The 14,170-nt window shown below is 64.6% G+C and carries 17 protein-coding genes; 8 read left to right on the plus strand and 9 right to left on the minus strand.

What is annotated here, in order from left to right:
* Nucleotides 1-48: 48 nt before the first annotated feature.
* The 3 genes from SDENCHOL_RS00920 (at nt 49) to SDENCHOL_RS00930 (ending at nt 4,908) form a co-directional block, all read left to right on the plus strand.
* Nucleotides 49-1,326, plus strand: coding sequence for a sigma-54-dependent transcriptional regulator (locus SDENCHOL_RS00920; protein ID WP_154715706.1), 1,278 nt, complete (start codon nt 49-51; stop codon nt 1,324-1,326).
* A 120-nt stretch (nt 1,327-1,446) separates the two neighbouring features.
* Entirely contained in the window at nt 1,447-2,529 is a 1,083-nt protein-coding gene (gene hemE, locus SDENCHOL_RS00925) for a uroporphyrinogen decarboxylase (protein WP_067171205.1), read from the plus strand.
* A 381-nt stretch (nt 2,530-2,910) separates the two neighbouring features.
* Nucleotides 2,911-4,908 carry a primosomal protein N' gene (locus tag SDENCHOL_RS00930; RefSeq protein WP_067171203.1) on the plus strand — a complete coding sequence of 666 codons (1,998 nt, stop codon included), beginning with the start codon at nt 2,911-2,913 and terminating at the stop codon, nt 4,906-4,908.
* A gap of 8 nt (nt 4,909-4,916) precedes the next feature.
* Here the strand turns inward: SDENCHOL_RS00930 and SDENCHOL_RS00935 are convergent, their stop codons facing one another.
* The 6 genes from SDENCHOL_RS00935 to thrH form a co-directional block, all read right to left on the minus strand.
* Nucleotides 4,917-5,432, minus strand: a complete 516-nt coding sequence (locus tag SDENCHOL_RS00935; RefSeq protein ID WP_067171200.1) for a hypothetical protein — start codon at nt 5,430-5,432, stop codon at nt 4,917-4,919.
* Nucleotides 5,429-6,022: a YceI family protein gene (locus SDENCHOL_RS00940; protein WP_067171197.1), complete on the minus strand. Its 594-nt coding sequence runs from the start codon at nt 6,020-6,022 to the stop codon at nt 5,429-5,431. The genes SDENCHOL_RS00935 and SDENCHOL_RS00940 overlap by 4 nt, the downstream gene beginning before the upstream one ends.
* On the minus strand, nt 6,022-6,582 hold the full coding sequence (locus SDENCHOL_RS00945; RefSeq protein WP_067171194.1) for a cytochrome b: 561 nt from the start codon (nt 6,580-6,582) through the stop codon (nt 6,022-6,024). Before SDENCHOL_RS00945 ends, SDENCHOL_RS00940 begins: the two co-directional genes overlap by 1 nt.
* A gap of 169 nt (nt 6,583-6,751) precedes the next feature.
* Complete coding sequence (locus tag SDENCHOL_RS00950) at nt 6,752-7,000, minus strand: accessory factor UbiK family protein (RefSeq protein ID WP_154715707.1); 249 nt, start codon at nt 6,998-7,000, stop codon at nt 6,752-6,754.
* 34 nt (nt 7,001-7,034) lie between these two features.
* The gene (gene purU / locus SDENCHOL_RS00955) at nt 7,035-7,907 is read right to left on the minus strand and encodes a formyltetrahydrofolate deformylase (protein WP_154715708.1); all 873 of its coding nucleotides are present in this window, start codon (nt 7,905-7,907) and stop codon (nt 7,035-7,037) included.
* 11 nt (nt 7,908-7,918) lie between these two features.
* Entirely contained in the window at nt 7,919-8,527 is a 609-nt protein-coding gene (gene thrH, locus SDENCHOL_RS00960; protein ID WP_154715709.1) for a bifunctional phosphoserine phosphatase/homoserine phosphotransferase ThrH, read from the minus strand.
* Nucleotides 8,528-8,610: 83 nt separating this feature from the next.
* Here thrH and SDENCHOL_RS00965 point away from each other — a divergent pair, with 83 nt between their 5' ends.
* Genes SDENCHOL_RS00965 through SDENCHOL_RS00985 form a run of 5 tightly spaced genes read left to right on the plus strand, consistent with a single transcriptional unit; the run spans nt 8,611 to nt 12,415 of the window.
* Nucleotides 8,611-9,204 carry a YqgE/AlgH family protein gene (locus SDENCHOL_RS00965; protein WP_154715710.1) on the plus strand — a complete coding sequence of 198 codons (594 nt, stop codon included), beginning with the start codon at nt 8,611-8,613 and terminating at the stop codon, nt 9,202-9,204.
* Entirely contained in the window at nt 9,197-9,640 is a 444-nt protein-coding gene (gene ruvX / locus SDENCHOL_RS00970) for a Holliday junction resolvase RuvX (RefSeq protein ID WP_154715711.1), read from the plus strand. The genes SDENCHOL_RS00965 and ruvX overlap by 8 nt, the downstream gene beginning before the upstream one ends.
* A complete protein-coding gene (gene pyrR, locus SDENCHOL_RS00975) occupies nt 9,612-10,163 on the plus strand; it encodes a bifunctional pyr operon transcriptional regulator/uracil phosphoribosyltransferase PyrR (RefSeq protein WP_154715712.1) in 552 nt (183 codons plus the stop codon). Before ruvX ends, pyrR begins: the two co-directional genes overlap by 29 nt.
* The gene (locus SDENCHOL_RS00980) at nt 10,156-11,127 is read left to right on the plus strand and encodes an aspartate carbamoyltransferase catalytic subunit (protein WP_154715713.1); all 972 of its coding nucleotides are present in this window, start codon (nt 10,156-10,158) and stop codon (nt 11,125-11,127) included. Before pyrR ends, SDENCHOL_RS00980 begins: the two co-directional genes overlap by 8 nt.
* Nucleotides 11,128-11,131: 4 nt before the next feature.
* The gene (locus tag SDENCHOL_RS00985) at nt 11,132-12,415 is read left to right on the plus strand and encodes a dihydroorotase (RefSeq protein WP_154715714.1); all 1,284 of its coding nucleotides are present in this window, start codon (nt 11,132-11,134) and stop codon (nt 12,413-12,415) included.
* 29 nt (nt 12,416-12,444) lie between these two features.
* Here the strand turns inward: SDENCHOL_RS00985 and SDENCHOL_RS00990 are convergent, their stop codons facing one another.
* From SDENCHOL_RS00990 to proC, 3 genes are read right to left on the minus strand one after another with little or no spacing between them, the layout of a single operon-like run.
* Entirely contained in the window at nt 12,445-12,741 is a 297-nt protein-coding gene (locus SDENCHOL_RS00990; protein ID WP_154717314.1) for a DUF167 domain-containing protein, read from the minus strand.
* Entirely contained in the window at nt 12,738-13,319 is a 582-nt protein-coding gene (locus SDENCHOL_RS00995) for a YggT family protein (protein WP_154715715.1), read from the minus strand. The genes SDENCHOL_RS00990 and SDENCHOL_RS00995 overlap by 4 nt, the downstream gene beginning before the upstream one ends.
* 19 nt (nt 13,320-13,338) lie before the next feature.
* Entirely contained in the window at nt 13,339-14,151 is an 813-nt protein-coding gene (gene proC / locus SDENCHOL_RS01000; RefSeq protein ID WP_154715716.1) for a pyrroline-5-carboxylate reductase, read from the minus strand.
* Between the last annotated feature and the right edge of the window lie 19 nt (nt 14,152-14,170).

A 14,170-nucleotide genomic window follows, 5' to 3' on the forward strand; every position in this document is an offset into this window, starting at 1 on the left:
CGCAGATGTCGCGGCAAACCGGAAACACGGGAAACATGAGGAAGTGATATGGCACAGATACTGGTAGTCGATGACGAGATTGGCATCCGCGAGCTACTCTCCGAGATTCTCGCCGACGAAGGCCATGACGTACGCCTGGCGGAGAATGCGGCGGCAGCGCGCGCCGCACGCGAAGCGGCGCGGCCGGATCTGGTGCTGCTCGACATCTGGATGCCCGATACCGACGGCATCACCCTGCTCAAGGAATGGGCGGCCAGCGGACAATTGACCATGCCGGTGATCATGATGTCGGGACACGGCACCATCGACACCGCCGTCGAAGCCACGCGCATCGGCGCGCTGGACTTTCTGGAAAAGCCGATCGCCCTGCAGAAACTGCTCGCCGCCGTCAGGAAAGGACTGACCCGAACCACGCCGCAGGCGGCAGGCGGCCTCTCGCTGGCGGCCTTCACCCGCTCGGCGCCCCTGCGCGATCTGCGCAAACGGCTGGAACAGGTGATGGCCAGCAGCCACACCGTGATGCTGCGTTCGGCACCCGGCGGAATCGCCGAGCTGGCCGCGCGCACCCTGCTCTCCCCCGGCAAGCCCTGGTTCGATCTGGCCCATGACAGCGCCCCGCTGACGCTGGACATGCTCGAACGGACGCGCGGCGGCGTGCTGTTTGCCGATGAACTCGGCGGCCTCAGCCGCCTCCAGCAGAAGAACCTGATCTTTGCCGCGGAACGTCTGGCCAAGTACGACTTGCGCCTGATCGCCGCCACCGCGCTGGATGCCGCAGCGCTATCCCTGCAGGGCTGGGAAGATGTCCAGCTCAAACAGATTTTCGGCGTCTGGCTGGGCGTGCCGACGCTTGCCGAACTGCGCGATGAAGTTCCCGAAATCGCCGCGCACCTGCTGACCCAATCCATAGAAGCCGGTGAAGTGCCGGTCCGGCGCCTCTCCACGGCGGCGCTGAATGCCCTGCGCCAGCACAGTTGGCCCCAGGGTTACGAAGAGCTGAAAAGCACGGTGAAGTCCCTGGCGCTTTCCGCGCTCGAAGAAGAAATCTCCGGGGAAGACGTCGTGCGTCTGCTCGACGCCCAGGGTTACGGCAACCTCGCGCCAGCCACCGGCATCGCCGCCGAACTCATGGATCTGCCCCTGCGCGAGGCCCGCGAATCGTTCGAGCGGCTCTACTTCGAACACCATCTGCGCAACGACGGCAACAACATGACCCGGCTGGCCGAAAGAACCGGCCTGGAACGCACCCACCTCTACCGCAAACTCAAGGATCTCGGCCTGCGCAGCGGACGCCGCGACGATGAACGGCTGCCGGTGGAGGAATGAACGAATACCGCAAGCCGGCAGCCTGCGCCCCCCGCCCCCCGACCCGCAACCCGATCTCCTGCCGGATTCCGGTACAAGTGAGATAATTGTCGCTTTGTCACCTTGCTTCCGGATGTCGCCATGGCCCGCCCCAAGAACGATACTTTCCTGCGAGCGCTGCTGCGCGAACCCGTCGACTACACCCCGCTCTGGATGATGCGCCAGGCCGGGCGCTACCTGCCGGAATACTGCGAGACGCGCAAACGCGCCGGCAACTTCCTGAATCTCTGCAAGTCGCCGGGCATGGCCTGCGAAGTCACGCTGCAGCCGCTGGCGCGCTACGATCTGGATGCGGCCATCCTCTTCTCCGACATCCTCACCGTGCCCGACGCCATGGGCCTGGGACTGTACTTCATCGAGGGTGAGGGACCGAAATTCGAACGGCCGCTGCGCGAGGAATGGGAAATCCGCAACCTGATCACTCCCGACCCCTACGACCATCTGCGCTACGTGATGGACGCGGTGGCCGAAATCCGCCGCGCGCTGGACGGCTCGGTACCGCTGATCGGCTTCTCGGGCAGCCCGTTCACGCTGGCCTGCTACATGATCGAAGGCGGCGCCTCGGACGACTTCCGCCGCATCAAGACCATGCTGTTCGATCGCCCCGACCTGCTGCATCACGTGCTCGAAGTGACGACGCAGACGGTGATCAACTACCTCAACGCGCAGATCGCCAGCGGCGCGCAGGCGGTGATGGTCTTCGACACCTGGGGCGGCATCCTGCCCCATCGCGCCTATCGCGAATTCTCGCTGGCCTATCTGCAGCGCATCATTGCCGGGCTGACCAAGGAACGCGACGGGCAGCGCGTGCCCAGCATCGTGTTCACCAAGGGCGGCGCGCTGTGGGCCGAAGACATTGCCGCCATCGGCTGCGATGCCATCGGCCTGGACTGGACCGCCAGCCTGGCCGAGGTACGCCGCCGCGTGCAGGATCGCGTCGCCCTGCAGGGCAACCTCGACCCGATGACGCTGTTCGCCACGCCCGAAGCCGTGGCGCGCGAGGCCCGCAAGGTGCTGGACGACTTCCATGCCGGCGGCCCAGGCGGCGGCCACGTCTTCAATCTGGGACACGGCATTTCCCAGTTCACCCCACCTGAAAACGTCACGGTACTGGTCGATACCGTGCACGAATACAGCCGCGAATTGCGCCGCGCGAACAGCTAAGGCGCGCGGGCGCAGCGTGCAGCGCGTAATACGTGGCGCAGGCGGTGCGTAGTGCACAACACACGACGCGCCGTTGGCAAGCGGCGCGGCCTTCCATCTACCCACGACTTATGCACAGTGGCCGAGCGCTCGGGAATTGCGCCATTATTTCAGACTATGCTTCCAATAGTCGGCCATCATCCTGATAATAAAAGAAATTTTCTGATAGCCGGCTTTTCTCTATATCCTAAGTCATAAGATCAAGAATTTGCTTATGAACTTGCCCACAAAATAATCCACAGAAAATCATGAAAATTTTTCTCTTTTGTGGCAATACATTAGGCTCCATAGACAAAGTGAACTCTGGAAGTCGCCGCAAACTCCCTGATTCTTGATTCGACCATGAGCATCCTGCGTGTCGCGCTGGATATTCCGCTGCCCCGGCTGTTCGACTATCGCGTCGAGGGCGACGTCACGGCGACGGCCGACGATATCGGCCGTTGCGTGCGGGTGCCCTTCGGCCGGGGCGAGAAAACCGGCATCATCGTCGACGTCGTCGCGCATAGCGACCAGCCTGCGGAAAAGCTCAAGCCTGCCGGCGAAATTTTTCGCCAGTTGCCGCCGCTGCCGCCTGATTGGCTGGCGCTGAGCGAATTCTGCAGTCGCTACTATCAGCATCCGCTCGGCGAAGTGATGGCGCTGGCGCTGCCGCCTTATCTGCGGCGCGGGAAATTGCCGGCGCCGCGCAAGGAAAAACCACCAGCCGAAATACCGGCGCCCGTACTGCCCGAACTACTGGCCGAACAGGCGCAGGCCGTGGCGGCAATTGCAGCCAGCTTCGGCCGCTATGGCGCATTCCTGCTGCATGGCATCACCGGCAGCGGCAAGACCGAAGTCTATCTGCGCCTGATCGCCGAAACGCTGGCGCAGGGCAAGCAGGCGCTGATGCTGGTGCCGGAGATCGCCCTCACGCCGCAACTGGAAGGCCGCGTTGCGGCACGCTTTCCGCACGCGCGCATCGTCTCCGCCCACAGTGGCCTGGCCGAAGCCGCGCGCGCGCGCGGTTTCATTGCCGCGCTCGAAGGACGCGTCGACATCCTGCTCGGCACGCGCCTGGCGGTATTCGCGCCGCTGCCCCGCCTGGGCCTGATCGTCGTCGACGAGGAACACGACGCCTCCTTCAAGCAGCAGGAAGGCCTGCGCTACTCGGCGCGCGACGTGGCCGTGTGGCGCGCGCATCAGCGCCAACTGCCCATCGTGCTCGGCTCGGCCACCCCGTCACTGGAAAGCTTCCACCATGCGCGCGCCGACGGCGGCCGCTATCGCTACATCGAGCTGACCCGCCGCGCCGTAGCCGAGGCGCCGCCGGACGTGCGCTGCATCGACACCCGCCGCGAAAAATTGCAGGACGGGATGAGTGCCGCCCTGCTCGCCGCCATTGCCGAACGCCTCGAACGCGGCGAGCAAAGCCTGGTTTTCCTCAACCGGCGCGGCTATGCGCCGGTACTGGCCTGCCCAGCCTGCGGCTGGGTAAGCCGCTGCCGGCGCTGCGCGGCAAATCTGGTCGTGCATCTGGCCGACAAACGCCTGCGCTGCCATCACTGCGGCCTGGAAACCACGATACCGCGCAACTGCCCGACCTGCGGCAATCTCGACATCCACGCCTTCGGCCGGGGCACCCAGCGTCTCGAAGAACACCTCGCCACGCGCTTTTCCGCAGCCCGCATCCTGCGCGTCGACCGCGATTCGGCAAACACGCCGGCGAAATGGCGGAGCGTGCTGGAAACCATCCACGACGGCCGTGCCGACATCCTGATCGGCACCCAGATGCTGGCCAAGGGCCACGACTTTCCGCGCCTGACCCTGGTCGGCGCGGTAGGTGCCGATGCGGCGCTGTTCGCCGCCGACTTTCGCGCGCCGGAGCGCCTGTTCAGCCAACTGATGCAGGTCGGCGGGCGCAGCGGGCGCGCCAGCCTGCCCGGCGAAGTGCTGATCCAGACGGAATACCCGCAGCATCCGCTCTACCAGGCGCTGGTCGCCCACGATTACGCCAGCTTCGCGCACGGCCAACTCGAAGAACGGCGTCAGGCGGGCTTTCCGCCTTTCACTTTCCAGGCCATGCTGCGCGCCGAAGCGCACCGGCTCGATGATGCGCTGGGCTTCCTGAAGGAGGCGGCCAGCCTGGCCAATGCGCAGCTACCCGGCGGCGTCAGTCTCTACGATCCGGTACCGATGCGCATGTATCGCGTGATGGCGCTGGAACGCGCCCAGTTGCTGGTCGAATCGGCGAGCCGCCCGGCCTTGCAGGCTTTTCTGCCGAACTGGATCGCGCAGTTGCAGGCACTCAAGACCCCGCGCCAACTGCGCTGGCATCTCGACGTCGATCCGCTGGAATTCTGAGGCCCGGCCTAGCCGCCCGTGAACACGGGATACAGCAGCTTGTACACCAGCGCCAGCAGAACGATCATGATGATCCAGGTCAATGCCCCCGATTTTTTCTTCTTCGGCGGCGGCACGACCTTGTAGTTCAGAAAATCACGCGGCGTGGACTGAGGCCGCGCATGGGCAAAGGTTTCCGTCGCGCTGCGCGGATCGCCCCAGCCGTTTCCCCCACTGGCCAGGCTCTCCTGATCTCCCTTGTCGATCAGGCGATACGCCTCTTCGAGCGACACGTTCAGTTCCGCGGCAAGCGGCAGTGCGCGCACGTTCTTGTTGAATCTCACGAGGAAAAGCAACTCCTCGCCAACCTCCATCGGAAAGCCGCGCCGCGTGCCGCCGCGCGTATCCATGAAGAGTCCCTGGAAATACGTGTCGCAGCCCCTGGTCGCCCACAACCCCTGGATTTTCTTCAGCACATTCGGAAAGGCTTCCAGGGCAGCCTGTACCTGCGTTGCATCCTGTCCGGAGTTCGGTGCGCCGCTCATTTCTTGCTGCCGGCCGAAGGCGACAGGACAAAGCGGAAGTTCACCTGCACTTCATCGGCAACGACCGAGACATCGGACCACATCCCTTCGCCGATGCCGTATTGCAGGCGGCGAATCGGAATGCTGCCATCGAGCACCATGTTCGCTCCCTCCTGCTTCGCCGTGAAGGGCGCGACGATTTCCTGCGTGCGGCCCTTGATGCTCATCCTGCCAACGGCTTCGTAGCGGCCGCTGCCCAGCGCCCTGAGCTGGCTGGAAACGAAAGTGGCCGCAGGAGTCTCCTTGATGTTGAACCAGGACTTGCTTTTCACTTCCTCATTGGCCTCGGCCCCGCCGACATCGATGCTGGCCAGATCGACCTCGATCCGCGCGCGGCCGCTCTCGGGCTTTGCCGGATCGAAAGCAAGCTGCGCACCGAAGCGTGAAAAATGCCCATCCGTCGGCACGCCCATCTGCCTGGCCACGAAGCGGATGCTGCTTTTGCCGAGTTGTACCGTGCCGTACTCCAGCGCCACCGCGGGCGCCGCCACCAATGCCGACAGCGCAAACCCGCCGCACAGCACGAGCCTCCCGATGGCAAGCGACTTCATCAGCGATTCCTGGCAAGGAAAGGCAACATGCGCGCCAGCACGTCGTCCTTGTCCTTGAAATGATGCTTGAGCGAGGCGAGGATGTGCAAGGTGATCATGGTTGCCAACGTGAAGTTGCTGAGCATGTGCAAGGTGGCGAACAGCTTGCCCATGTCCTCGCTGGGCGCAACCAGATCCGGCACCTGGAACAGGCCGAAGACCACCACCGGCTTGCCGAAGAAGGAGCTCATCAGCCAACCGGTGAGCGGCGAGGTGATCAACAGCAGATACATGCCGTGCGACATGGCATGGGCAATCATCTGCTCCTTGGCCGACATGCTTGCCGGCAGCGCCGGTGGCTTGTGCCCATAGCGCCAGAGCAGGCGGATGATGACCAGCAGCAGGATGCAGATGCCCAGCGACTTGTGATACGAATACAGTTGCAGCTTGGTCGGACTCAGCGGCAGATCGTGCATGTAGGCGCCCAGCGGCACGATGCAGAAAATTGCCAGCGCCACCAGCCAATGCATGAAGATGGCAAAACCGGTGTAACGGGTCGATGGGGTTGCCGGACGGGTCATGAGTGATTCCTCCTGGAATTCTGGTAAATACTTTCTACTTTCCGGACATGCCTTGCGGATATCCGCAGCCGAAATCCGCTGACAAGTATAGCCCCGACGACATCTTTGTCGAGTCGCCTGCGGCGGGATCCCGGCGATTGCCTGGCTGGACGCGGATGCCGAAGCTGGTTCAATCGACCGGCTTCGACGCGCCGGCTTCGAGTTGCGCAACGCGCGCTTCGAGGCTGGCCAGTCTTTCCTGGCAGGCCGACAACAAGGCCGCCTGAACCTCGAATTCCTCGCGCGTCACCAGATCGAGGCGCGCAAAGGCACTGGAAATCATCGCCCGCAGATTCTTTTCAATATCCTTGGCCGGGCTATTGGCCAGCAATTCGGCAATGCGGCTGGAAACGTCATCGAACAGTTTCTGGTTGAGCATGAAAGTTCCTTTGCGTCCTGGAATCGGGTGAGTATCAGCGGAAAACCACGGTCTTGTTGCCGTGCAGCAGCACGCGGTCTTCGAGGAAATAGCGCAGGCCGCGCGCCAGCACGGCTTTTTCGATGTCCTTGCCGTAGCGCACCATGTCTTCGACCGAATCGGAATGATCGATGCGGATCACGTCCTGCTCGATGATCGGCCCCTGGTCGAGCTCGGGCGTGACGAAATGGCAGGTCGCGCCGATCAGCTTGACGCCGCGCTGGTAGGCCTGGTGGTAAGGCTTGGCGCCGACGAAGCTGGGCAGGAAGGAGTGGTGGATGTTGAGGATGCGGCCCGGATAGGCGGCGCACAGCTCGGGCGGAATGATCTGCATGTAGCGCGCCAGCACCATGCAGTCGCCGCGCGCTTCCTGGAACAGGCGGGCGACTTCGGCATAGGCCGCCGGTTTGTTGTCGAGCGTGACCGGCACGTGGTGGAAGGGAATGCCATGCCACTCGACGAAGCCGCGAAAGGTTTCGTGGTTCGAGATCACGCAGGGAATTTCGATATTCAGCTCCTTCGCCTGCCAGCGCGCGAGCAGATCGTAGAGGCAGTGTTCCTGTTTCGAGACCAGAACGACGACGCGTTTCTTCACCGCGCTGTCGGTGACCTGCCAGTCCATCTCCAGCCTGGCGGCGAGTGGCGCGAACTTGCGGCAGAATTCCTCGATGCCGCAGGACAGTGACGCGGCCCGGATTTCCATGCGCATGAAATAGCGGTTTGCGTTGCTGTCCGAATCATTGTCCGAGTGATAGCTCGACTCGAGTATCCAGCCGCCATGCTCGGCAATGAATCCGGAGACATGGGCAATGATGCCGACCTGATCGGGACAGGAAGCCGTCAGCGTATAGAAATGTTCGTTGTGCATGATCTCGCTGATCAGATCTTCCCGCCGGCCTTGTCGATCTCGGCGCCGAGTTCGGCATAGTTCATGGTCACCGGAAACTGCGGGAATTCGCGGATGACGTTTTCCGGCGGATGGAACAGGATGCCGGCATGCGCCTCGCCGAGCATGGCCGTATCGTTGTAGGAATCGCCGGCGGCGATCACCTTGAAGTTGAGTTCCTTGAAGCGCTTCACCGCTTCGCGTTTCTGGTCGGGCATGCGCAGGTGGTAATTGACCAGGGTGCCGTTGGCGTCGGCTTCCAGCTTGTGGCAGAACAGCGTCGGCATGCCGAGCTGGGCCATCAGCGGCATGGCGAATTCATAGAAGGTGTCGGAAAGGATGATGACCTGGTAGCGGCGGCGCAATTCGTCGAGAAAAGCCTTGGCGCCGGCCATCGGCCCCATGTCGGAAATCACCTTCTGGATGTCGGGCAGCCCCAGCCTGTGCTGCGCCAGCAGGTCCAGGCGGTATTTCATCAGCTTGTCGTAGTCGGGTTCGTCGCGCGTGGTGCGGCGCAGTTCCGGAATATTGGTGCGCTGGGCGAATTCGATCCAGATTTCCGGGACCAGCACGCCTTCGAGGTCGAGACAGACGAGTTGCACAAGCGGCTCCAAATTCCTGAAAAGCCTGGATTGTACCCGAGCCGGCGGTAGCGGTTCCCGGCGCGGGGGATTAGAATTCCGCCATGTCCGAGCCGCATGCAACCGTCTGCCTGACCCACAACTTTCTGATCGCCATGCCCGCCATGACCGATCCGAATTTCGCGCGCACGCTCACCTATATCTGCGAGCACAATGAACAGGGCGCGCTGGGCATCATCATCAACCGGCCGATGGATCTGGATCTGGCCACCCTCTTCGAGCGCGTCAACATTCCTTTCGACGTCACCGGCCGGCATCGCGAGATGGGGGCGATGCCGATCTATTACGGCGGCCCGGTGCAAACCGATCGCGGCTTCGTGCTGCACCGCCCGCTCGGCGAATGGCAATCGACGCTGGCCGTGCGGGAGGGTGCCACGGACATCGGCCTGACCAGCACGCGCGACATCCTCGTCGGCATCGGCGCCAACGGCCAGCCGGCCGACATCCTGGTCTCCCTGGGCTATGCCGGCTGGTCGGCCGGCCAGTTGGAATGGGAACTCGCTCAGAACGCCTGGCTGAACGTCGCCGCCGATCCGCGCATCATCTTCGAGCTACCGCCGGAAGAGCGGCTGTCGGCGGCGATGCAGTTGCTGGGCGTCGACTTCGCCAACCTGTCGGACGTCGCCGGTCATGCCTGAGCGCACCGCCGGTACGGTGCTGGCCTTCGACTTCGGCTTGCGGCGTATCGGCATCGCCCTGGGCGAAACCCTGCTTGGCCAGGCGCGGCCGCTGACGGTCATCGACGCCGAAAGCAATGCAGCCCGCTTCAAGACCATTGGCGAACTGATCCGCGACTGGCAGCCGGCGCTGCTGGTGGTCGGCCTGCCGCGTGCCGTCGATGGCGGCGAGCATGAGATGACCGCGCGCTGCCGGCGCTTTGCCGAACAGCTCGAAGATCGCTACCGGTTGCCCGTGCAACTGGTCGACGAGCGCTTTTCCTCCAGCGAGGCCGATGCCCGCCTCGCCGCCGACGGCCTCGACTGGCGCGCGCGCAAGCAACAGGTCGACGCCGTCGCCGCACAAATCATCCTGCAGGACTATTTCGATGCCGCCGACTCCCCTCTCCCTTCCTGACGCCGAACGCCTGTTCGCCATCCTCGTCGAGAAACTGCGCACCGATGCCACGCCGGACATGGCGCTGGTCGGCATCCACACCAGCGGCGTCTGGCTGGCCGAACGCCTGCATGCCGCCCTGGGACTCGCCATGCCACTGGGCAGCATCGACGTTTCCTACCATCGCGACGATTACGCCAGCCGCGGCAATCGCAATCTGCCGCGCGGCAACAAGGCTTCCTCGATACCCTTTGAAGTCGAAGGCGCGCACATCGTCATCGTCGACGACGTGCTCTACACCGGCCGCACCATCCGCGCGGCGATGAACGAGCTGTTCGACCACGGCCGGCCGGGCCGCCTCGACCTCGCCGTGCTGGTCGACCGCGGCGGTCGCGAATTGCCGATCTTCGCGCGTTACTGCGCGCATACGCTGGAACGACCGCTGCCGGCGACCCAGAAACTGGTCCTGGCGCGCCGCGGCGATGCGGCCGATGCGCCCCTCGGTCTGACGCTCCAGGAACAGGGGGAACAAGGCGATGCCTAACCATAACCATAATCCGCAACTCAACCCGCATGGCGAGCTGCAACACCTGCTGACCATCGAAGGCCTGCCGCGCGAAATCCTCAGCGCCATCCTCGACACCGCCGCGCCCTTCACCGAAGTCGCCGAACGCGAAGTGAAGAAATTGCCGCTGCTGCGCGGCAAGAGCGTGTTCAACCTGTTCTTCGAAAACTCCACGCGCACCCGCACCACCTTCGAAATCGCCGCCAAGCGCCTGTCCGCCGACGTCATCAATCTCAACATCAACACTTCGAGCGCCTCGAAGGGCGAATCCCTGCTCGACACCGTCGATAACCTGGCGGCGATGCAGGCCGACATGTTCGTCGTCCGCCATGCCTCCTCCGGCGCGCCTTTCCTGATCGCCGAGCACCTCGCCGCGACGCAGCGCGACCACATCCACGTGGTGAATGCCGGCGACGGCCGCCATGCGCATCCGACGCAGGGCCTGCTCGACATGTACACCATCCGCCACTACAAACGGGATTTCACCCGACTGACCGTGGCCATCGTCGGCGACATCCTGCATTCGCGCGTGGCCCGCTCGCAGATTCACGCGCTCATCACCCTGGGTGTGCCGGAAGTCCGCGTGATCGCGCCGAAGACCCTGCTGCCGAGCGACGTCGAGCGCCTCGGCGTGCGCGTGTTCCACGACATGAACGAAGGCCTGCGCGGCGTCGACGTGGTGATGATGCTGCGCCTGCAGAACGAGCGCATGAACGGCGCCCTGCTGCCCAGCCCGCAGGAGTACTTCAAGTCCTACGGCCTCACTGCCGAAAAGCTGGCGCTCGCCAAGCCCGACGCGATCGTCATGCATCCGGGGCCGATGAACCGCGGCGTCGAAATCGACTCGGCGGTTGCCGACGGCTCGCATTCGGTGATCCTGCCGCAGGTCACCTTCGGCATCGCCGTGCGCATGGCGGTGATGAGCATGCTGGCGGGGAGTTAAACACATGAAGATTCATATCCAGAACGGCCGCGTCATCGACCCCGCCAACCAGATCGACCGGCAGGCCGACCTGTTCATCGCCGACGGCTGCATCGCCGCCATCGACAAGGCGCCCGCCGGCTTCGAGGCCGAGGGCATCGTCGATGCGCGCGGCTGCATCGTCTGTCCCGGCCTCGTCGATCTTTCGGCGCGCCTGCGCGAGCCCGGCAACGAGTACCGCGCCACGCTGGAGTCGGAAATGGCGGCGGCGGCGGCCGGCGGCGTCACCAGCCTGGCCTGTCCGCCCGATACCGATCCGCCGCTGGACGAGCCGGGACTGGTTGAAATGCTCAAGCACCGGACGCGTCTGCCCGAATTTGCCCGCGTCTATCCGATCGGCGCGCTGACGCTGCAGCTCGCCGGCGAACGCCTCACCGAAATGGCCGAGCTGGCCGAAGCCGGCTGCCGCGCCTTTGGCCAGGCCAACGTCGCCATCGTCAATACCCAGGTGCTGCTGCGCGCCATGCAGTACACGGCGACCTTCGATTTCCCGGTCTGGCTGCAGGCGCAGGATCCATTTCTCGCCAGAGGTGGCGTGGCCCATGACGGCGAAGTGGCGACGCGGCTCGGCCTGGTCGGCATTCCCGTCTCGGCGGAGACCATCGCGCTGGCGACCATCCTCCAGCTGGCGCGCGAAACCGGCGCCCGCGTGCATCTGACGCGCATCTCCAGCGCCGCCGGTCTGGCGATGATCGTTGCCGCCCGCCGCAACGGCATTGCCGCAAGCTGCGATGTATCCGTGCATCATCTGCATCTTTGCGAGCACGACATCGGTCATTTCAACGGCCATGCCCGCCTCGATCCGCCCCTGCGCGCCCGGAGCGATCGCGAAGCGCTGCGCCGCGGTCTGGCCGATGGCAGCATCAACGCCGTGTGCTCCGATCATGCGCCGGTCGATGACGACGCCAAGCTGCGGCCCTTCGACGAAGTCGAAGCCGGCGCCACCGGCCTCGAACTGCTGCTGCCGCTGACGCTGAAATGGGCAGAGGAAATGCAATTGCCGCTGACCACCGCGCTGGCGCGCCTCACCTGCGATCCGGCGCGCATCCTCGGCATCGAAGCCGGCACGCTGGCGCCTGGCGCGGCAGCCGACATCTGCATCTTCGATCCAAACGAAGCCACCCCCATCACGCGCGAGACGCTGCGCAGCCAGGGCAAGAACACCTTGTTCCTCGGCCAGGCGCTACCCGGTCGCGTGCGCTACACCCTGATCGACGGCCAACTGGCGTATTCGACGGCGTTTGCCTGAGCCGTCTCAGGCACAGGCTGCAGCCCGGGTCAGTCCGGCTGCAGCCGGGCGGCGGCCTGCGCCACGCTCATCCCGTCAACGCGCACCCGCTTGCTCCGGCTGCTGGCGCCGCTGACCAGCTCGATGCGGCTTTTCGCCACCGCCAGGGTCGCCGCGAGAAAATCGATCAGGCACTCGTTGGCCCTGCCATCCACCGGCGGCGCGGCCAGACGGATTTTCAGCGCATCGCCGTGCAGGCCGGCCACCGCGGTTTTCCTTGCGCCGGGCTGGATGTGCAGACTGAGCAGCACGGCCTCCCCGCTCCGCTCCGCGCACAGCCAGCTCATCGCCACGGGATCATGGGCAGCAGCGCTTGCTGCATGCCCGCCAGCAACGTCAACATGACTTGCAGGATCAGGAGCAGCACCAGCGGCGAGAGGTCAAGACCGCCCAGCAAGGGAACGAAACGCCGCAAGGGCGCAAGGAAGGGCCGCGACAGGATATTGAACAGCGGCGCCAGCGGGGCGGAAGGATTGATCCAGGAAAACAGCGCGCCGATGATCACCACACCGATGATCAAGTAAATGCCCAACCGCAGCAGGGCAAGCAAGGCCAGCAGAATCACGCCGAGCAACCCCGTCGCCGCCAACGCGCCGGATGAACCCGCCACCACGCCCAGCAGCAGGCCCTGGTACATCGCCTGCGCCAGCCAGGCCAGGGCAAGGCTGGCCAGATCGAGGCCGAACGCGCTGGGGATCAGCCGCCGCGCCGGAATCACCGCCCAGTCGGTGACGGCGATGACGAACTGGCCGAGCGGATTGCGGAACGGCGCGCGCGCCCATTGCATGAGTACCCGCCCCAGCAGGGCCACCGTGAAAAAACCAAATACCCAGTCGAGTATCTGCAACAACAGTTGCGTCAGCATGGCGCTCTCTCCGCTTGCTTCAATCCCTGCCCATTTCCTCGCCCAGCGCCCGGCCGCGCGCAGCCGCTGCCCGGGCGCCACGCGCGATGGCCGCAGCAATGCCGTCGGCTTCGAACGAGTTCAGTGCCGCCTCGGTCGTCCCGCCCTTGGATGTGACGCGCTGGCGCAGCTCGGCGACACTCTCTTCGCTCTGCCCGGCCAGACGCGCCGCGCCGACGAAGGTTTCGACGGCCAGCCGGCGCGCCGCAGCCGCATCGAGACCCAGCGCCGCACCGGACTGCTGCAAAGCCTCGATGAAATAGAAGACATACGCCGGCCCACTGCCGGAGATGGCGGTGACCGCATCCATCTGCGCTTCATCCGTCAGCCACAGCGTGCTGCCGACGGCGCGCAGGATCCTGTCCGCCATCTCGCGGCCCTCACGATTGACCGCCGGATCGGCATACAGGCCGGTGATGCCGGCGCCGATCAGCGCCGGCGTGTTCGGCATGCAGCGCACCAACTGACGATAGCCGCCGAGCCAGCGCGAAATGTCGGCCAGATTCAGGCCGGCGGCGATACTGATGACCAGTTGGTTCTGCAACTGCCCGGCCAGCGGCGCCAGGGCAGCGTGCATCTGCTGGGGCTTGACGGCCAGCACCAGCACCTCGCAGTGCAGCGCGGCGGCATCGAGCGCCGGACAACAGCGCACGCCAAAGGCGGTGGTGAGTTTCTCGCGGTTGTCGGCCAGCGGCTCGACCACCTGGATGCCGGCAGCCGAATAGCCCTGCTTGCGCAATCCGCCGATCAGGGCATTGGCCATGTTGCCGCCGCCGAGGAAAGTGATTTTCATGGTGAGGGGTGAGGAGTGA

The organism is Sterolibacterium denitrificans (assembly GCF_900174485.1).
In the GTDB taxonomy this organism is placed as follows: domain Bacteria; phylum Pseudomonadota; class Gammaproteobacteria; order Burkholderiales; family Rhodocyclaceae; genus Sterolibacterium; species Sterolibacterium denitrificans.